Source organism: Myxococcus sp. RHSTA-1-4 (assembly GCF_020037125.1).
Lineage (GTDB): Bacteria > Myxococcota > Myxococcia > Myxococcales > Myxococcaceae > Myxococcus.
Map to the genome: position 1 here is coordinate 146,420 of NZ_JAIQDG010000025.1, position 19,072 is coordinate 165,491.

Genomic DNA, 19,072 nt, shown 5'->3' on the forward strand with positions numbered 1-19,072 from the left:
AATCTTCCCGCGCCCGCCCGCGCGTCAGCGAACCTCCCACTCCAGCGGGTTCGCCACGCCGCGCCAGTAACGCCGCCCCGGGGGCAGCTTGCCGTAATAGAGCGCGTCGATGACGCCCACCACGCTCTGTCCGTTGAAGAGGCCCACTTCTCCCTCGGGCGCCAGCGGCAGGAGCACCCGCAGCGTCTCGCCCGGGGCGAGGATGTGCGAGGGCAGCACCTGTGCCGGCGCGGCCTGCGTCACCCGCAGCTCGGTCGTGAGCACCAGGCCCAGGGTGTCCACCGGAGCAGAGCCCAGGTTCTTCAGCTCCACCCATCCCTCCCGCGGGTCCACCCCGTTCAGCACCAGCCCCGGCTTCCATTCGCGCCACTTCTTGACTTCAGCGCGCAGGAAGCCGGTGCGGTTGTCCACGAACTGCTTGAGATAGCGCGGCCCGTCATGGAACTGCTCGGCCGAGTCGTACGGCGAGCCCGGCTGGTGCGGCGCCAGCAACTGGTAGGTGGCGTCGATTCGCGCGTGGATGATGCTGGGAGCGAACAGCTCCCGCATCGCCTGCTCGGTGAGGTCGAGGATGCGCGTCCTCAGCTCCGGCCGCAGGACGATGCGAGTGTTGAGATTGGAAAAGATGGGCTTCCACCGCCCCGGCTCATCCTCGGCGCGCTTGCGGTACTCCACCGCCACGTAGCCGTCGAAGAGGCTGTGGTTGAAGAGCGGGTGCTTGAAGTCGGCCTTCGAACTCGCGCCAATGGGATACTTGGCATCCGTGTTGTTGAGGTCCCACGGCACATAGGACCAGCGCCGGGTGACGGCGTCATGGATGACGTAGCTGCGCGAGTCCTCCACCGTGGCATTGGCGATGAGCGCGTCCATCACCAGCGTGCGCAGGTGGTGCTCCAGCTCGAAGCGCTCCCCCAGCTTCCGCGCGAACTCCGGCTCGGGGGTGTAATTGATGAAGCGCATGAAGTCCTCGAGCTCGGGGCTCGGCTTCTGCTCGTTCGTCTGCTTCTCCCAGTCCTCCTGGTAGGAGCCGTCAGCGAAGGTCTTCATCTCGCAGTTCTTCATCCCGCACCGCCAGATGCTCGCGTCGTCATCCGCGAAGCCGTGGTTGCGGAGGAACGACTTGTCCACGCGCTCGAGGTCCAGATAGATGCCCTGGTACTGGCCGTTGAGGGTCAGCCGGATGTACCTGGCGCGAGACGCCGGCACGCCCATGGCCTGGAGCATGTCGTAGCCGAGCTTCTCCAACATCAACGTCTGCTCGCGCCATGAGGAGACGAGGTTGAGCTTGTTGCGGCCATCGAAGCGCACGCCCGCCCCGAACTCCACGCGGTAGCTCTTCTTCGGCCAGCCGCGCGAGCTGTTCCCCCGCAACCGGATGTTCGCCTGGCGCGCCGTGCCGTCGGGACCCGTGAACTCCGCCGGGAAGACCTCGTCCGTCCGGGTCCCCAGCATCTTCGCGAGGGCCTCGGGCGCGACTGTCACCCGGTAGTCCTCCACCCGGGTCTGCAAGGGCGGATACTCGAAGCGCGTGGGCGGCGGCGGGAAGCCCTTGGGCGGTGGAGGCGGAGCCGGCGGCGGCGGCTCAGGCGGCGGCGAGGAAGGAGGCGGCGCCTCCGTGGCGGGCGACTCCCGACTCGTCGGCAGCGTCCCGGCGACAGGGAGCCGCGGCTCCTCCGCGGACGGAGGCCCCTCCTCTTCCGGTGCCCACGCCTCCTCCGGCCGGGCGTCTCCGGTCGCCGCGTCCTCCCCCACGCACCCGCCTCCAAGGCCCACCACCATGAGGCACAGCGCTACCCACCCCACTCCCACCCGCTTCTCCATCTCACGCCCCCGCTTCACCCATTCGTGACGCGAAGACGGCTGAGCAACGAACGTGCCCGCGAAAGGACGCCATTCATTGACAGGCCGGACGGCCCCACAAGTCGCCTCGGCCGTGGACGGGTGCACGCTTCCTCGCCCACTGCCCGGGCCAGCCAGCACGAAGCCCGGGGCCGGAGGAATGGCTCCCGGTGGGTGGCGTTTGCGTTGGGCTTCCAACGAACCCACCATGCACAATCCCCAGAGTACGACTCCAGACAGCTTGCTCTCACGCATGGCCCGGCCGGTGCTCACCCTCGTGGTGCTGCTCCAGGCGGCGGGGCTGGTGCTCTCGGCCGCCCGTGATGGCACCTCGCTCGGCACCTGGCTGTTCGTCGAGCTCGGCTGGAGCGAAGCCCACTCGCTCGCCCTCGAGCGCACCGGCACGTTCATCGCGGTGCTCGGCTGCCTGCTCGCCATGACGTTGCGAAGGCCGCTGCCGCGCCTGGTCGCGGCGGGCGTGGCCTCGGCCTGGTGTCTCGCGCTCGCGCTGGGCGAGTGGAAGGTCGGAGGGGCGCCCTACACCGACGTCGCGCTCCCGGCGCACGCCACGCGCATCGCCGCGCCGCTCCTGCTGGCGCTCTGGGACAGGCGCGCCGCGGCCGTCCAGGTGCTGCGCGTCAGCATCGCGCTCACCTTCGCCATTCACGGGCTGGAGTCGCTCGCGCTCCATCCCCGGTTCATCGACCTTCTCCTCTCCGCGGACCACCGCCTCTTCGGGCTGGGCCTCGATGAGAGGGGAGCTGAAATCCTCCTACGCCTCGTCGGCGTCCACGATGTGTTCCTGGCGGTGCTCGTGCTCATCGGGCGCGACTCCCGCCGGGTGCTCGGGTGGATGGCGCTCTGGGGTGCTGTTACCGCGCTGAGCCGGGTCGTCCAGGGCGGGGGAGGTGCAACGCACCACGCGTTGATTCGCGCGGCCAACGCCGGCTTGCCGTTGGTCCTTCTGTCCCTCTCACCCAGGATGTTCATGAACACCCCCACCCTCCGAATGGGAGGCCGCCTCGCGCGCGCCGCGCTGCCCCTGATGCTGCTGGTGCTGCCCTTCGTCGCGGGCGCGCAGGCGCTCTCGGGCGCCAACCCCGGCCATCTGCGCGTCATCTGGACCGAGGACCCGGCGCACCGCGCCACCATCTCCTGGAGCACCAGCGCCGCTGGGAGCGCGCACGAGGTGTACCTCGATACCACGCCCAGGGCCGGCAACCTCGGCGCCTACGCCCGCAAGGTGGCGGCGAAGAACGGCTCCGCCGGCGGTGCGGCCTTGCACCACGCGGTCGTCACCGACCTGCTGCCGGGCACCACCTACTATTTCGTGGTGGTGAGCGACGGGAAGGCCTCGCCCGAGCGCCACTTCATCACCGCGCCCGACGATGACCGGCCCTTCCGGCTGCTGTCCGGTGGCGACTCGCGCACGGGCCTCGCCGAGCGGAAGAAGATGAACCAGCTGATGGCGACGCTGGTGGAGCAGGACCCCGGCATCATCGCGTTCGTGCACGGCGGTGACTACAACCAGGCGGCGGACGACTGGGCGGAGTGGTCCGGCTGGCTCGCCGACCATGCGCTCACCTTCACGTCCACGGGGCGCGTGCTGCCCATCATCCCGGCGCGCGGCAACCACGAGGGCGACCCCGAGATGTTCAACGCGGTGTTCAACACCCCGGGGCAGGCCGCCGGCAACTACTACACGACGAAGCTCGGCGCGAACGTGGGCCTCATCACCCTGGACACCAACATCTCCATCGGTGGCGAGCAGGCGAAGTGGCTCGAGACGCAGCTCCAGGCGGCCCAGTCGGGCCGCTGGATTGTCCCGAACTACCACCGGCCGGCGTTCCCCGCGGTGAAGACGCCCAGCGAGGCGCGCCAGTTCTGGGTGCCCCTGTTCGAGAAGTACAACGTGGACCTGGCGCTGGAGTCGGACGGCCACGTGCTCAAGCGCACGCTGCCCATCCGCAACGAGAAGCACGACCCGACCGGCGTCGTCTACGTGGGCGAGGGCGGGCTGGGCGTGCCGCAGCGGACGGCGTCGAGCCAGTGGTACCTGAAGGCCCCTGGCATGGCGAAGAGCGCGCACCACGTGCAGGTGCTGTCCTTCTCCCCCGACAAGCTCGTGTACGAGGCCCGGGGAATCGCGGGCGGCCTCGAGGATACGTACACGCTCCAGCCGAAGCGCACGGGGCTCGTGGTGGCGCCGCCGGCCGCGGCGGCTCCGGCCATCGCCTCGGTAACGGCGCGCTCTGAGACGCAGGTGGCGGTGACGTTCGCCTCCGACATGGACAGCGCCACCACGGGCACGCCGGCCGCGTACGCGGTCGCCGCTTCCGGGGCGACGGCTCCGAGCGTCCAGGTGCGTGACGTGACGGTGGAGAGCGCGCGCACGTACGTACTCACGACGACGCGCCTGACCGGGGGCGGTGACTACACGCTCACGGTGAAGGACGTGCGCACGGCCGAGGGCGGCACGCTGGCGCAGCCGGTGACGGCCTCGTTCAAGGTGCAGGCGGCGGGTACCTCTCCGGGCACGACGGAGCCCGAGCCCACGCAGCCGGGTGAGCCCACGCAGCCGGAAGAGCCCACGGTCCCAGAGACCCCGGCGCAGCCGGCACCCTCGCTCCCGGAGGAGCAGCCCCAGGTCCCGGTGGTGGGGACTGACGAGGCCCAGCCGCAGGCCGCCGGCTGCACGGCGGCGGCGGGTGGCAGCCTGATGTGGGCCGGTGCGGCGGCCGCCGCCCTGCTCGCCCGCAGGCGCCGGCGCTCGCAGCGGTCCGAGCTGCGCTAGCCCTGCCTCGAGGGCCGCCGCTGGCGGCTCCGGATGGGACGGAGGGCCCCGTGGTGCCTGCATGGCGCCACGGGGTTTTCTCTTTCGTGGGCGCTCCAGGCTCAGGGCATCACATGGAGCATCCCCATCATCCCGAGGTCGGCGTGGTCGAGGATGTGGCAGTGGAACATCCACATCCCGGGCCGGTTGTCGAACTGGATGGCCATGCGAACCCGGGTGCCGGGCCGCACGTTCACCGTGTCCCGCCACTCGCGCACCGCGGGTGCCACGCCGTCGATGTCGAGCACCTGGAAGAAGAAGCCGTGCAGGTGGAAGGGGTGGTCGTACGCGGTGGAGTTGGTCAACTCCCAGACCTCGTTCACCCCCGCGTGCGCCATCAGCGGCGGCGCTTCGGACGCGGTCAGCCCGTTGATGCCGAGCACCCCGGTGCCGTCCACCGACTTCTCCATCAGCTCGAGCCGCTGGACGGGCGGGTTGGAGAGTGACACGGGCTCGATGGTGCGCAGCCGCTCGGGGACCCGGACCGTGGCATCGACCGGAGCGTCCTCGGTGAGCGCGAAGGTGAAGAGGTCCACCGGGTCTCTCAGCGTGCCGATGTGGAAGCGGTCCCAGTCGCGCCACTGCACGCGCACGGCCCCGTCGGGCTGCGGGCGCGGGATGATGAGGACCTCGGCACGCTCGCCCGGCGCGAGCACTATCTCGTCCACCGGCAGGGCCTTCTCGGCGAGTCCTCCATCTCCGCCCAGCCGCACCATCTGCTGCCCCGGAACCGACAGCCGCTGATAGCGCGAGCGCGCGGCATTCACGATGCGCCAGCGCTGCGCCACTCCCGCGCGCCCTCGCAGCGTGGGCAGCACCTTCCCGTTGGCGAGCAGGACGTTGCCCTCTCGTCCGAAGTAGTCGCCGAACCAGCCGCTGTCATTGCCCGGCGTGAGCGTGCCGTCCTCTTCGATGCCGATGTCGCTGAGCACCAGCACCAGGTCATCACCGAGGAACGGCTCCTCCGGGTCCTCCACCACCACCGCGCCGTAGAGGCCATAGCCCACCTGCCAGCTGCTGTGGACGTGCGGGTGGTACCAGTACGTGCCCGCGTCGAGCAGGTCGAGCGTGTACACGAACGTCTCCCCGGGCCGCACCGGTTGCTGAGCGGCATCCGTGCCATCCATCTCAGCGGCCACGCGCAGGCCGTGCCAGTGCACGGTGGTGGGCTCGGGGAGGTGGTTGGTGAAGCGCACCACCAGCCGGTCCCCGCGCCGGGCCCGGAGTGTCGGACCGGGAATCCCTCCGTTGTAGGTCCACACCTCGGTCCGCACGCCGGGGAGGATTTCCCGGGTGGCCAGCCGCGCCTCGAGCGCGACCTCCACGATGCCAGGTGAGGGGTCCAGGTCCTCGGCCGTGGGCGGGGCGATGTCCGAGTCCCATCCAGCGGGCGGGTCCACCCGGACGGGCCCGTCATCGGGCGGCCCGGAGGGCTCCGGGTCCGAGCACGCGAAGAGCGTGAGGCATGCGGCGATGAGGCCCGCCCCCCAGCGGAGGCGGGCGGCTTGTTTCTGAGGGCGGTTGCGCGGCTTCATGGCAGGGGGCTCCGGTCCCCGAAGGTCATGCGGGACCAGGCTCTACATCGTACTGAATTGCCAGAGGAAGCAGCGCTGGCCTTCGCCGAGAATCCGCGCGCCCGGAGGCCCGCTACTCCGTGGAGCCTCAGTGCGTCCAGAGGCCCGCGAAGCGGTGGGCGCCGTTCACCGAGTAGCCCGTCACCAGGCGGGTGAGGTAGCCGGCACCGGTCCAGGTGTCGAACTCCGTCTGGTACTGCGACGAGGAGAGCGCATGACGCGCGGCCCAGGCGCCGTAGGGCACCGAGTCCCACACCGCGGAGTAGTACACGGTGCCGCCGTGCACGTAGGTGTTGAGGTACTGCAGGTAGCGCCCGGCGGCCCGCTGCGTGTCGAACTCGGCCTGGTACTGGGAGGCGGCAATGGCCTGCAGCGCCACCCAGCCGCCCACGTTCGCCTTGTCATACAGCGCGGTGAAGTAGCGCTGCCCGGACACCGACACCACCGAGGCGTTCACCAGCCGGTAGCCGCTGCTGGCGTAGGTGTTGAACAGCGACTGGTGCTCCGCCTCCGTCCGGCCGTGGTAGGCCACCCAGTCCGGGCCCGGCTTCTTGGTGAAGATGGCGGCGTAGCGGACGGCGCCGTTCGTCAGGTAGCTGTCCACCTGCATCAGCCGGTAGCCCTGGTCCACCAGCGTGTCGACCTCGGTCTGGTACTGCGCGCTGGTCAGCGCGTGACGCGCCGCCCAGGCGTAGCCGTCCGCGGGACGGAAGACGGCGTTGTAGTAGGTGTTGCTGCCGTCCTCGTAGCCGTCCACCCAGACAGGGCGGTAGCCAGCCGCGGTGATGTCATTGAAGACCGTCTGGTAGCTGGAGGCGGGCACCCCGTGCCGGGCCACCTCGGAGTAGCCGGGCTGGAGGGTGCTGACGTTGTAGGTGCGCGTGGCGCGCAGGCTGCCGTTGATGCGCACGCGCAGCGTCCAGGTGCCCGGCGTGGAGCCCACCACCTTGGGCCAGGCGGGGTACATGTGCCGGTAGCGCGCGGCGCCCGGAACATTCCACGTCCACGCGTCCACGACGCCGTCCGGCGCGGTGAGTGACAGGTCCACCACATCGCCGCCCCGCCCGCTCATCGACAGGCCGATGCCCAGCGTCTCACCCGGCGCGTACAGGGTGGGGTTGGGCGCCGGGTCCTTGATCTGCTGCGTGCTGATGGCTCCCTTGCGCAGCATGACGTCCATGACGTCCGAGGGCGCGTGGTAGGCCGGCGGTGACGCCCACATGCCCAGCGAGAAGGACTCCACCGCCGTATTCGAGCAGTCCTGGAGCTCGAAGTGAAGGTGGGGCTGGGTGGAGCAGCCCGAGCTGCCCGCCACGCCGAGCACCTGGCCCGCGGTGACGGTGTCTCCCACGTTGACCACCACCGAGTTCCGCTTCAGGTGGCCGTAGAGGGTGTCATAGCCGTTGGCGTGCTGGATGCGCACCACGTTCCAGTTGCCCGTGCAGCTCGTGTTGCGGTCGAACTGGCCCTCCTCCACGAAGGTGACGATGCCGGGGGCCGCCGCGCGCACCAGGGCGGAGCCCGAGTCCATCTCCCGGAACGAGGAGATGTCGATGTCGATGCCACGGTGCCCGTCGTACGTGCGCGCCAGGCTGCCGGTGAAGCCCAGATAGTCCTCCAGCAGGCTGGCTGCCGGGTCCAGGTCGACGTAGTTGTTCACCATCCACACGCGGCCGTTGGCGCCGCTCAGCGGCCACCACGTCAGCGACAGGTCGCTGGCGACACAGGACGGCACCGCCAGGGCGGTCTTGAGCCCCTCCGGCGTGTTCGAGGCCAGCTCCGCGTCGTACGCGTGGGGGTCCTCGGACAGGGGCGCCGACCAGTCCTCGTTCTGTGGCGCCAGGGCCTGGCGCGGAGCGTCCTCGTCCCCCTGCCGCTCCTCCTGTTCCACGCCGGGCACCACCGGCGCGTTCGGCTCTTCCATCGGCGCCCCGCAACCGCTCGTCACGAGCGTCAGGCCCGTGCCCAGCAGGGTCCACTTCAAGGCCGCGCCCAGCACGGCCCGCATCGGTCTATTGAAGACTGTGTTCGACATCACGTTCCCCCTGTTTGGTGAAGCTGCCGGGAGAACGAGACCCGGCCGGGATATTCCCGCGAGGTTTTCGCGCCCCACGCCCGAGTGGGACCGGGCCGCCGGAAAACGGGCCGGCGCGGACGACGTGCACGACCGGGTCGACGGGCGTGCGCAAGCAGGCCACTCGGGCTGCATCCTCCCGAGGCGCTGTTCGCTTCTGGCTCATGCCGGGCGACCCGGGAACGGCCTGACAGCCGTGAGAGCCCTCCGCATGTTCGCTGCCCCGATGGGAGGTGGCCATGCATGCGAGGAGCGCCACTGCATTCGTTGTTGCTGCCGTCACACTGTTCGCCGCCGGGCTCGGCGGGCGCGAGGCCCGGGCCTTTTCCCTGACGGTGGTGGACTCCAGTGGCCGGCCGGTGGAGGGGTTCCGCTGGCAGCTCGAGGAGGACACCACGCTGCCAGTCGTCCCCGGGGCCCGTAGCAACGACATCCCCGCCCTCACCGTCCACGGCAGCTACTCCCCGGTGGTGGCCAAGGGGACATCCACCACGTCCGCCGCCACCATCGACGTGCCCGCGGACAGGCGCTATCTGGTGTCCGTCCTCCCGCTGCGGGGCCACACCCTGAGTGGCACCCAGGTGGCGGTGGGGCAGGAGCAGGTGCGGGTGGTGGTGAACACCGAGCCCATCCCCACCGCCCAGGTTTCCGTCCTCGTCTTCCACGACCGGCAGCCCATCAACAGCGCCCCGGACATCCCCGCCGAGCCGGGCCTCGCCGGCTTCTCCATCGTGCTCTCCGACGCGCTGGGGCAGGTCTCTCAGGACGCCTTCGGCAACCCGCTCGGCACCACCTATCAGCAGAACCCGGATGGCTCCTTCGTGCTGGACGAGGAAGGCCAGCCGGTGGTCGCGCAGCCCGGCTCCGGCGTCATCCTCACCGACGCCGCGGGTGAGGCGCTCATCCGCTTCCTGCCCCCCAACAAGTACGGTGTCCGCGCCGTCCCCCCCGTGGGCTCCGACTGGGTGCAGACGGCGACCATTGAAGGCACTCCGACCATCGACGCCTGGGTCAAGGCGGGCGAGCCACCCTACTTCGCCGAGTGGGGCTTCTTCGACCACCACGCCTTCATCGGCTTCGTCCGGCCGATGCGCTTTCCCACTCCCCCCACCGGCCCGGTGGGGACCCTCACCGGCCGCGTCGTCTACGTCCATGAGAACCGCCCGCCGCTGCAGCCGGGCCTGCATCCAGGTGTCCCGGTGGAGAAGTGCTGGGTCGGGCTGAATGCCCTCGGCGGCGCCGACGAGCAGGTCTACGCGCAGCCCTGCGGCCCCGGCTCCGACTTCACCATCGAGAACGTCCCCCCGGGCGTCTATCAGCTCGTGATGTGGGACCTGCCCCTCGACGCCATCATCGACTTCCGCACCCTCACGGTGCCACCCACGGGCGGGGTGATGGCCCTCGGGGACGTGCCCGTCTACGCCTGGTTCGGCTTCCTCGAGGGCCGTGTCTTCTACGACACCAACACCAATGGATATCAGGACCCCGGCGAGGCAGGCATCCCCAACCAGGCGCTCAACCTTCGTTTCCCGGACGGCTCGCTCTACAAGACCACCAACACCGACCCGGCCGGCCGCTACCGCTTCAAGGAGGTCTTCCCCTTCTTCCACTGGCTGGTGGCCGAGGTGGACTACACCCGCTTCAAGCCCACGGGGATGACCGCCATCATCGACGATGGCGGCCCGCTTGCGCCGGGCGCGAGGAGCACCCCGCAGCCGCAGCCCGTCATCAACCCCAACACCGGCGACAACCTCTCCCGCTCCGAGCGCGGCGAGGTGCTCACCCAGGGCATGCTGCTCTACGGCGGGCAGACCCACCGCATCGACTGGGGAAAGGTGGCGTACGGCCGGACGGAGAACGGTGGCATCTCCGGACTCGTTCACTACGCCACCACCCGCGCGGAGAATGACCCTCGCTACGCCGTGGGGGATGACTGGGAGCCCAAGGTCCCCCGCGTCCAGGTGAACCTCTACGCGGACACCAATGGCGACGCCGTCATCGACGACCTCGACGGCGACGGCCAGGTGACGCCGGCGGACGTGGACAACGCGCCCTTCGACAACTTCCCCGGTCCGGAGGACGTGGACCGCAACGGCAACGGCGCCTTCGACCCGGGCGACGCCCTCAACCTCACCCACACCGACAGCTGGGACGACAGCCGTCCCACCGGCTGCGTGGGCCCGCCGCAGTCCGTCCATGGGAAGCCGGTACGGGACTGCGCGGAGACGCTGCGGACGTGGAACCAGGTGCGCCCCGGCGTGTTCGACGGAGGCTATCTCCTCGCCTCGTACTTCCCGGGGGGCTTGGGCTCGGGCAGCGCGGAGGTCCAGGGGCTCCCGCCCGGCCTCTACATCGTGGAGGCCGTTCCTCCCCCCGGGTACGAGACGGTGAAGGAGGAGGACAAGAACGTCGACTTCGGCGAGCAGCCCACGCCGCACCTGCTCGTGGCGCCCCCCTGCGTGGGCGAGCCGCACCGCGTCCCCGCCGAGCTCTCGCTCTTCCCAGGCGTGCCCGCGCCCTTCGCCGGCACCTCGCGCCCGCTGTGCGACCGCAAGCACGTCCGCATGGGGCGGGGCCAGAACAGCGCGGCCGACTTCTTCGTCTTCACCGAGGTGCCCAAGGCCGGCCGCATCTGGGGCATGGTGCTCAACGACGTCCTGCTCGAGTTCAACCCCGGCAGCCCCCAGAAGGGCACCAACTTCGGGGTGCCGTGGCTGCCCATCTCCATCAAGGACTTCCGGGGCAACGAGCTGGTCCGCACCTACAGTGACGAGTGGGGCCGGTACAACGCGCTGGTGCCATCCACCTTCAGCGTGAACCGGCCCACGCCGACGGGCGTGTCCCCCGGCATGCTCACCGTCTGCCTCAATGACGTGGGCCCCATCCCGGACCCGGACACCCCCGGCCAGCTCATCCGGGACCCCTGGTACAACCCGGCCTACGGGCGCATCTGCACCCACTGGGATTTCTACCCGGGGAAGACGACCCGGCTGGACACGCCCATCCTCCCCATCGCCGCCTTCACGGCGAACCGGCGCCCGCTGGACTGCGAGTTCCCGGACGGCACGCCGCTCATCCACTCGGTCAGCGGGCCCGCGGGAGGCCCTCACGTCCCCACGCCCGGCGCGCTCGTCACCCTCACCTCGGTGGGGGCGATGCGGGTCCCCAACCCGGCGTATGACCCGGACGTACCCGGCTCTCCGCTCACCATCGTCCGGGACTACGGCTTCGGCGGCACCCGGGGCGCGGTGACGGTGGATGGCGTCTCGCTGCCCATCGTGAGCTGGGCCTCCGACGGCTCGCGCATCGTGGCGCGAGTGCCCGGGGGCGTCCGCACCGGGCAACTCCAGGTGCGACGGGGCAACGGGAGGACGTCCGAGCTGGGCCTCACGCTGCACGTGGGCCCGCGCGCCGTCCGCCGCGTCTCACCGGGTGGCTCCATCCAGCAAGCCATCGACACGGCCCCCGTGGGGGCCCTCATCCTGGTGGCCCCCGGGACGTACAAGGAGAACCCCATCCTCTGGAAGCCCGTCCAGCTCCAGGGCTGGGGCGCCTTCTCCACCGTCATCGAGGCCGGCCCCCTCTCGCCCGCGGAGCAGGCCGCCTGGGACGCGAAGCTGGCCGCCCTCATCGCCTCCGGGGACGTCCAGCTCCTTCCCGGGGAGCGGCCCGACTTCTTCCTCGAGCGCGGGGCCGGCATCACCGTGGCGGCACGGCCGGGCTTCTTCAACCCGGGGCGCAGGGGAGGCATCGATGGCTTCACCGTCACCGGGGCCATCAAGGGCGGCGGCATCTTCGTCAACGCCTACGCCCCCTACCTCACGCTCGCCAACAACCGGCTCATCAGCAACCAGGGCAGCTTCGGGGGCGGCATTCGCGTGGGCACCCCCTCGCTGGTGAATGCCGCGGGCAATGGCTATCTGAGCTCGAGCAACGGGAACCTCCTCGTCCACCACAACCACATCACCCAGAACGGTGGCATCGACGGCGGCGGGGGCGTGGCCCTGTTCAACGGCGCGGACCGCTACGAGCTCACGGACAACTTCATCTGCGGCAACTTCACCCTGCTGTACGGCGGCGGCATCGCCCACTTCGGCCTGAGCGACGGAGGGCGGATTGCCCGCAACCGCATCGTGTCCAACCAGTCCTTCGACGAGGGCGGCGGGCTCATCATCGCCGGAGAGCTCGTCCCGGCCGGGGCGCCGCCCGGGACGCTGACGCCCGGCGCCGGCAGCGTGCGGGTGGTCTCCAACCTCATCCAGGGCAACCTGGCGGGGGACGACGGCGGCGGCGTGCGCACGCTGATGGTCAACGGGCAGGACGTCCAGCGCTGGCCCACCATGCCCTCGCGCTGGCACCAGGTGGCCCTCTTCAACAACCTCATCGTCAACAACTCGAGCGCCGACACCGGCGGCGGCATTGCCCTGGACGACACGGCCCGGGCCTTCATCCTCAACAACACCATCGCCCACAACGACAGCACCGCCACCGGGGTGGACGCCTTCGGCGGCCCCTGCATCCCCAACGAGCCGCCGGGCCAGTTCTGCCCCGAGGAGGGAGGCACCATGGGCGGCATCACCACCTCGGTGCCGCAGGTGGCGGGGCTCGCGTCCAGGGCCCACAGCGCGGGCCTCCAGGCCGCGTTCGGCCCGGGCTTCGAGCAGGAGTTCTCCAACCCCGTCCTCCAGGACAACATCCTCTGGCACAACCGGGCCTTCTACTGGGATGCGGCCTACAAAGACGGACTCGGAGGCCTGCGCCCGGACGTGGCCGCTGGCGAGGCCCCCCATTTCTGGGACCTCGGGGTGTACGGCACGCTGACGCCGCGGCGGCTCGAGCCGCACTTCTCCCTCCTCTCCGAGCCCACGCCGGACGACCCCACCAACGTGTCCGCCGACCCGGCGTTCGTCTCGGGCTACTTCAACGTGTACCAGGCGACCTCCAAGGGCTCGGCCTTCGGCAACTTCGTGACCACCACCTTCCTGCCCACGGGGCTCACCGGGAACTACCACCTGGGCCCCGGCTCGCCGGCGAACGGCGTGGGCGCCGGCTTCTTCCGGTTCTTCTTCCCCGAGCTCTTCACCGACATCGACGGTGAGCCGCGCTTCGGCTTCACCGTGGACGCCGGTGCGGACGAGTCGCGCTGAGTCCCTCCCCCGCCAGGAGTCACATGATGAAAGCGCTCCCGAGACTTGCCCTCCTGCTCGTGCCGCTGCTGCTGGCCGCCGGGCCGGCCCGCGCGGCCGTCTCCACCCAGTGCCCGCCGGACACGGACGGCGTGGACACCGACGGGGATGGCAACCCCGCCAATGACCATGTCTGCATCCACCTGGCCGCCGGCGACGGCTTCGCGGACATGGCGAATGGACGCCTCCTGTATGTCTTTGGCTTCTCCAACGTCACCGGCGTCCCGAACGCGCGGGTGATGCAGGAGGCGATGCTGGGCGCCCAGCTCCCCGCGCCCACGCTGGTGGTGAAGCAGGGCCAGCGGCTCTACCTGACGCTCACCAACGTGGGGATGATGATGAGGCCGGACCTGTTCGACGCGCACAGTGTCCACTGGCACGGCTTCCCCAACGCCGCGCCCATCTTCGACGGCGTGCCCGAGGCCAGCATCGCCATCAACATGGGCGCCAGCCTCACCTACTTCTATGCCGCGGAGCTGCCGGGCACGTACATGTACCACTGCCACGTCGAGGCGGCCGAGCACATCCAGATGGGGATGGTGGGCAACCTCTACGTGCTGCCCGCCCAGGATGGAACGGAGCGCGAGTACCCGGCGGGCTCGGGCCGCCGCTACCGGCGGTTCGCCTACAACGACGGGGACGGCTCGACGGGCTACGACGTGGCCGCGCCCATCCAGCTCGCATCCCTGGACCCGGAGTTCCACGACGCCAGCCTCAGCGTCCAGCCGCTGCCGTTCGCGGCGATGCGGGACACCTTCCCGCTGCTCAACGGCCGCGGCTACCCGGCGACCGTGGATCCGCTCCCGCGGAGCAACAGCCACGACGGGCGTGTGTCCCAGCCGGTCAGCTCGCTGATTCGCGCCACGAGGGGCCAGCGCATCCTCCTGCGCCTCTCCAGCCTCTCCACCACCGAGTACTTCACCCTCACCGTGCCGGGCATCTCCATGCAGGTGGTGGGGCGGGACGCGAGGCTGCTGCGCGGCACCACGGGGGAGAACCTCTACCAGACCACCACCACGCTCACCCTGGGAGGCGGCGAGTCCGCGGACGTCATCCTCGACACGGCCGCCATCCCACCGGGGACGTACTTCCTCCACACCACCCACCTTCACGCGCTGAGCAACGACACCGAGGACCTCGGCGGGATGATGACTGAGATTGTCATCACCCCCTGAGCCATGCCCCGGGAGGAGAGGACCATGAGGCACGTATCACCCGGCGGAACCGCGCCTTGGGCGCTGGCGCTGCTGCTGGCCACCGGTGCCGCGCACGCGGCCATCGACGGGGTCTCCGGCCCCCACTTCGAGCTCATCGCGAGAGATGGCTTCATCCTCACCCCGGATGGCAACAGCATCCACGCCTGGGGCTATGGCGTGGCCGGAGGGGACATGCAGTACCCCGGCCCCACCCTCATCGTGAACCAGGGGGACGTCGTCACCCTCCACCTGGTCAACGAGCTGCCCGTGCCGGTGTCGCTCGTCTTCCCCGGCCAGGCGGGGGTGGTGGCCACCGGCGGCGTGCCGGGGTTGCTGGCCCGCGAGGCGGCGCCGGGCGGGGACGTGAGCTACACCTTTCAGGCGCGCGAGCCAGGCACGTACCTCTACCACAGCGGCACCCGGCCCGAGCTGCAGGTGGAGATGGGGCTGGTGGGCGCGCTCATCGTCCGCCCGGCCACGCCCGGGCAGGCCTACGCGCACCCCGCCACGGCCTTTGACCATGAGTACCTCTTCCTGCTCACCGAGATGGACCCCCGCATCCACGAGCAGGTCGAGCAGGGGCGGATGGACGAGGTGGACCTCACCGACTACCGCCCCGTCTACTGGTTCATCAACGGGCGAGCCGCGCCGGACAGCATGGCCCCGGCCGGCGCGCCGTGGCTGCCGAACCAGCCCTACGACTGCATGCCGATGATGCACCCCGGAGAGCGCATCCTGCTGAGGATGATTGGCGCCGGGAGGGACGCGCACCCGCTCCATACACACGGCAACCACGCGGCCGTCATTGCCCGGGACGCGCGGCTGCTGGAGAGCGCCCCCGGCGCGGGGCCGGACCTGGCTCGCGAGCACTTCACCGTGACGGTGGCGCCCGGACAGACGACGGACGCGCTGTTCGGGTGGACCGGCGAGAAGCTCGGCTGGGACATCTACGGCCATGCCGCGGGCGACGCGCCGCAGCCGCGTGAGTACGCGCCGGACCATGGAAAGCCCTTCCCGGTGTCGCTGCCCAACACCCAGGAGCTCCTCAACGGCGATTTCTACAGCGGCTCGCCCTTCCTCGGGGCGCTCGGGCCACTGCCACCCGGGCAGGGGACGCTCAACCTGGAGGGCGGGTTCTTCTTCATGTGGCACTCCCACTCCGAGCGGGAGATGGTGAACAACGACGTCTTCCCGGGGGGGATGATGACCATGCTCCTGATTGTCCCCCACGGCGTCGAGATTCCGTGAAGGGGAGGCGCGAGACATGAGGACATGTGACAGCCGGGTGCTGCTGCTGCTCTTGCTGGTGGCGGCCTCCCGCGAGGCCTCCGCCGCCGAGTACTTCATCCAGGTCCGGCCCCTCTCCCGCACCATGCCCGACGGGCAGGCCGTCGCGATGTGGGGGTACGCACTGGACGAGGACCACGACTTCTCGACCCTGGACTCGCCCATCACCGCGCCGGGGCCGCAGCTCACGGTGCCCGAGGGGGACACGACGCTGACCGTCCATCTCTACAACGGCCTGGCGGTCCCCACCTCGCTGGTCATCCCGGGCCAGGTGGCGCTCATGACGCCCACCTGGGTGGAGGGCAGCGCCGTCTACGTGGGCCAGCGGCCCGCGGGCAATGTCACCGCCCGGGTCCGCTCCTTCACCCATGAGACGGCGCCCGGCGCCGTCGGGGTGTACTCGTGGACCGGACTGAAGCCGGGGACCTGGCTGTACCAGAGCGGGACGCACCCCGCGGTCCAGGTGCAGATGGGGTTGTATGGCGCGATGGTGAAGGCCTCCGCCGCTGGCGAGGCCTACCCAGGCATCCCCTACGCCCGGGCCGTCACCCTCCTCTTCAGCGAGGTGGACCCGGTCCTCCACGAGGCGGTGGCCAGCGGCACCTATGGGCCGGGCGGCGCCATCACCAGCACCATCGGCTACCGGCCGCGGTACTTCCTCATCAACGGGGAGCCGTACTCGGCGGCGATGGGCCCGCTGCCGGTGGGGCGCGTCGGGGAGCGCATCCTGCTGCGCTTCCTCAGCGCCGGACAGCAGACGCGCGTCCCCGTGTTGCTGGGTGCGTACCTGTCCCTGGTGGCGGAGGGTGGCAGCCCGCTGCGGTACCCCTCGCACCAGTACTCGGTGCCGCTGCCCGCGGGCGGCACGGTGGATGCGCTGCTGATTCCGGACACCCCGGGAGTCCTGCCGCTGTACGACCGGCGGCTGGGCCTCACCAATGGCGCGGCCACGGGCGGAGGAATGCTGCGCCTGCTGCAGGTCTCTCCATGAGCCCCTGTGAAACCTCCATGGGCCGCACGGGACGGGCCGTGGCCGTCCTGGCGCTGCTCCTCCTCGTGGGAGCGGAAGGCTGTGCCTCCAGTCGTCCCGCGAGGGCTCCGGTGGTGGCGCCGCGGGACAAGCTCGCGGAGCGGTGGGGTGTGGAGGTGCTGGGGCTGCGGCGGGTGGCCTCCGGCTACCTCCTGGACTTCCGGTACCGCGTGGTGGACCCGGAGAAGGCGGCGCGGCTCTTCGAGCGCGGTGCGAGGCCCTACGTCCTGGAGCCCTCGACTGGCGCGAGGTTCCTGGTGCCCAGGCCGGCCAAGGTCGGCTCGCTCCGACAGGTTCCCGCCGAGCCCGAGAGCAACCGCACCTACTTCATCCTGTTCGCCAACCCTGGCCGCGCCCTCGCGCCCGGGAGCCGGGTGACAGTGGTGATTGGAGACTTCCAGGTGGACGGCGTGGAGGTGGAGTGAGCGGAAGGAGCGCCCTCCAGTCGCCCCGCCGTGCCTCCGCGCGGGCGGCGTGGGCCGCGCCGTGTCCATGCTTCCCGCATGGGGCTGCCCCTCCTCCGGGAGCACTTCACAGCGGATGACTTCGAGCGCTTCTCCGAGCGGCTGCAGGAGGAACTGGAGGCGCTGCGAGTGCTGCTGGGCAGGCGCGGCTTTGGCGTGGGGCCTCGCAGCCTCGGCGCGGAGCTGGAGCTCTTCCTCGTGGACGAAGTGGGCCACGCGCTGCCCGTGAATGAACAGGTGCTGGAGCGGACGGCGGACGCCCGGGTGACGGAGGAGCTCGCCCGCTTCAACCTGGAATGCAACCCGTGCCCCGTGCCACTGGCGGGCCGCTCCTTCACGGCGCTCGGCGCCGAGTGCGAGGACGTGCTGGCCGAGGTGCGGCGGGCCGCGGCCACACAGGGCGCGCGCGTGGTGATGGTGGGCACGCTCCCCACGCTGCGCCTGGAGGACGTGGGCCGCGACGTGCTGACGCCCCTGCCGCGCTACCGGGTGCTGTCCGCCACCTGGAGAGACCGGCGCGAGAGCCTCCAGGTGACGCTCTCCGGCGAGGAGCCGCTGGTCATCTCGTGGGAGGACATCACCCTGGCGGGCGCGGCCACCTCCATGCAGTACCACCTGCGCGTGGCTCCCGGGGAGTTCGCCCGGGCGTACAACGCGGCGCAGCTCGCCACCGCGCCCGCGCTGGCGGTGGGCGCCAACTCGCCGCTGCTGCTGGGCCGGCGCCTGTGGGACGAGACGCGCATCGCGCTGCTGCGGCAGGTGGTGGACGAGGAGGACGAGGAGCTGTGCGACGTGCCCGAGGTTCCCCGGCACGCGCGCACTTCCTTCGGGCGCGGCTGGGTACGACAGGGGGCACTGGAGCTCTTCGAGGAGTCGGTGGCGCTGCACGCGCCCGTGCTGCCGGAGGTGGGGCCCGAGGAGCCCCGCGCACGCCTCGCCGAGGGTGGGGTGCCGCGACTGGACGCGCTGCGGCGGCACCAGGGCACCGTGTGGACGTGGAACCGGGCGGTGTTCGACCCGGACGCGGGCGGTCACCTGCGCATCGAGTTCCGCGCCCTGCCCGCCGGCCCCACCGTGGTGGACATGATGGCCAACGGCGCGCTGCTGCTGGGCCTCACGCTGGGGCTGAGCCGCGAGGTGGAGGCGATGCTGCCGGGGATGCCCTTCCTGCACGCGCGCGGCAACTTCCTGCGCGCGGCCCGGGACGGACTGGACGCGGTGATGCTGTGGCCGGCGGCGAGGGCCCCATCCCCGCGCCCGGTGCCCGTCGTCCAGCTGCTGGAGGAGCTGCTGCCGGTGGCGCACGCGGGGCTGGTGGAGGCGGGCGTCGAGGCCGGCGAGGCGGACGCGCTGCTGGGAATCATCCGCGAGCGCCTGAGGACGCGCCGCACGGGCGCGCGGTGGCAGCGGGAGCTGCTGACGTTGCTGGAGGCACACCAGCCGAGGGCCGAGGCGCTGGCGGCGCTGCTGGCTCGATACCAGGCGCTCTCCGAGAACGGAATGCCCGTGCATACCTGGCCACTGGAGTGAGCCGTGGCGCCCCCTGGCGGTCGAGCGAGCTCCGGCCACGGCGCTAGCGCGCCCACACC

Annotated in this window: 10 protein-coding genes; 7 read left to right on the forward strand and 3 right to left on the reverse strand. The window is 70.8% G+C overall.

The window, feature by feature from the left end:
• Positions 1-24 precede the first annotated feature (24 nt).
• Positions 25-1,821 carry a CotH kinase family protein gene (locus K8638_RS29870; protein WP_223758072.1) on the reverse strand — a complete coding sequence of 599 codons (1,797 nt, stop codon included), beginning with the start codon at positions 1,819-1,821 and terminating at the stop codon, positions 25-27.
• Positions 1,822-2,080: 259 nt separating this feature from the next.
• On the opposite strand from K8638_RS29870, the gene K8638_RS29875 reads away from it, so the two are divergent.
• Complete coding sequence (locus tag K8638_RS29875) at positions 2,081-4,633, forward strand: metallophosphoesterase family protein (RefSeq protein WP_223758073.1); 2,553 nt, start codon at positions 2,081-2,083, stop codon at positions 4,631-4,633.
• Between the two features lie 101 nt (positions 4,634-4,734).
• On the opposite strand, the gene K8638_RS29880 is transcribed toward K8638_RS29875, so the two are convergent.
• Together K8638_RS29880 and K8638_RS29885 are read right to left on the reverse strand one after the other, a co-directional pair.
• Entirely contained in the window at positions 4,735-6,207 is a 1,473-nt protein-coding gene (locus K8638_RS29880; protein ID WP_223758074.1) for a multicopper oxidase family protein, read from the reverse strand.
• 127 nt (positions 6,208-6,334) lie between these two features.
• Positions 6,335-8,281, reverse strand: a complete 1,947-nt coding sequence (locus K8638_RS29885) for a peptidoglycan DD-metalloendopeptidase family protein (protein WP_223758075.1) — start codon at positions 8,279-8,281, stop codon at positions 6,335-6,337.
• 278 nt (positions 8,282-8,559) lie between these two features.
• Here K8638_RS29885 and K8638_RS29890 point away from each other — a divergent pair, with 278 nt between their 5' ends.
• From K8638_RS29890 to K8638_RS29915, 6 genes are all read left to right on the forward strand, one after another.
• A complete protein-coding gene (locus tag K8638_RS29890; protein ID WP_223758076.1) occupies positions 8,560-13,467 on the forward strand; it encodes an SdrD B-like domain-containing protein in 4,908 nt (1,635 codons plus the stop codon).
• 23 nt (positions 13,468-13,490) lie between these two features.
• Complete coding sequence (locus tag K8638_RS29895; protein WP_223758077.1) at positions 13,491-14,681, forward strand: multicopper oxidase domain-containing protein; 1,191 nt, start codon at positions 13,491-13,493, stop codon at positions 14,679-14,681.
• Positions 14,682-14,705: 24 nt separating this feature from the next.
• Positions 14,706-15,950 carry a multicopper oxidase domain-containing protein gene (locus tag K8638_RS29900; protein WP_223758078.1) on the forward strand — a complete coding sequence of 415 codons (1,245 nt, stop codon included), beginning with the start codon at positions 14,706-14,708 and terminating at the stop codon, positions 15,948-15,950.
• 16 nt (positions 15,951-15,966) lie between these two features.
• Positions 15,967-16,980, forward strand: a complete 1,014-nt coding sequence (locus K8638_RS29905) for a hypothetical protein (protein ID WP_223758079.1) — start codon at positions 15,967-15,969, stop codon at positions 16,978-16,980.
• Positions 16,977-17,444 carry a hypothetical protein gene (locus K8638_RS29910; protein ID WP_223758080.1) on the forward strand — a complete coding sequence of 156 codons (468 nt, stop codon included), beginning with the start codon at positions 16,977-16,979 and terminating at the stop codon, positions 17,442-17,444. The genes K8638_RS29905 and K8638_RS29910 overlap by 4 nt, the downstream gene beginning before the upstream one ends.
• 78 nt (positions 17,445-17,522) lie before the next feature.
• Entirely contained in the window at positions 17,523-19,013 is a 1,491-nt protein-coding gene (locus K8638_RS29915) for a glutamate-cysteine ligase family protein (RefSeq protein ID WP_223758081.1), read from the forward strand.
• Positions 19,014-19,072: the final 59 nt, after the last annotated feature.

Excerpts from the sequence above, each read along its gene's own strand:
- K8638_RS29910 (WP_223758080.1), top strand. The coding sequence starts at position 16,977 with ATGAGCCCCTGTGAAACCTCCATGGGCCGCACGGGACGGGCCGTGGCC.
- K8638_RS29905 (WP_223758079.1), top strand. The coding sequence starts at position 15,967 with ATGAGGACATGTGACAGCCGGGTGCTGCTGCTGCTCTTGCTGGTGGCG.
- K8638_RS29900 (WP_223758078.1), top strand. The coding sequence starts at position 14,706 with ATGAGGCACGTATCACCCGGCGGAACCGCGCCTTGGGCGCTGGCGCTG.
- K8638_RS29895 (WP_223758077.1), top strand. The coding sequence starts at position 13,491 with ATGATGAAAGCGCTCCCGAGACTTGCCCTCCTGCTCGTGCCGCTGCTG.
- K8638_RS29880 (WP_223758074.1), bottom strand. The coding sequence starts at position 6,207 with ATGAAGCCGCGCAACCGCCCTCAGAAACAAGCCGCCCGCCTCCGCTGG.
- K8638_RS29885 (WP_223758075.1), bottom strand. The coding sequence starts at position 8,281 with ATGTCGAACACAGTCTTCAATAGACCGATGCGGGCCGTGCTGGGCGCG.
- K8638_RS29890 (WP_223758076.1), top strand. The coding sequence starts at position 8,560 with ATGCATGCGAGGAGCGCCACTGCATTCGTTGTTGCTGCCGTCACACTG.
- K8638_RS29915 (WP_223758081.1), top strand. The coding sequence starts at position 17,523 with ATGGGGCTGCCCCTCCTCCGGGAGCACTTCACAGCGGATGACTTCGAG.
- K8638_RS29870 (WP_223758072.1), bottom strand. The coding sequence starts at position 1,821 with ATGGAGAAGCGGGTGGGAGTGGGGTGGGTAGCGCTGTGCCTCATGGTG.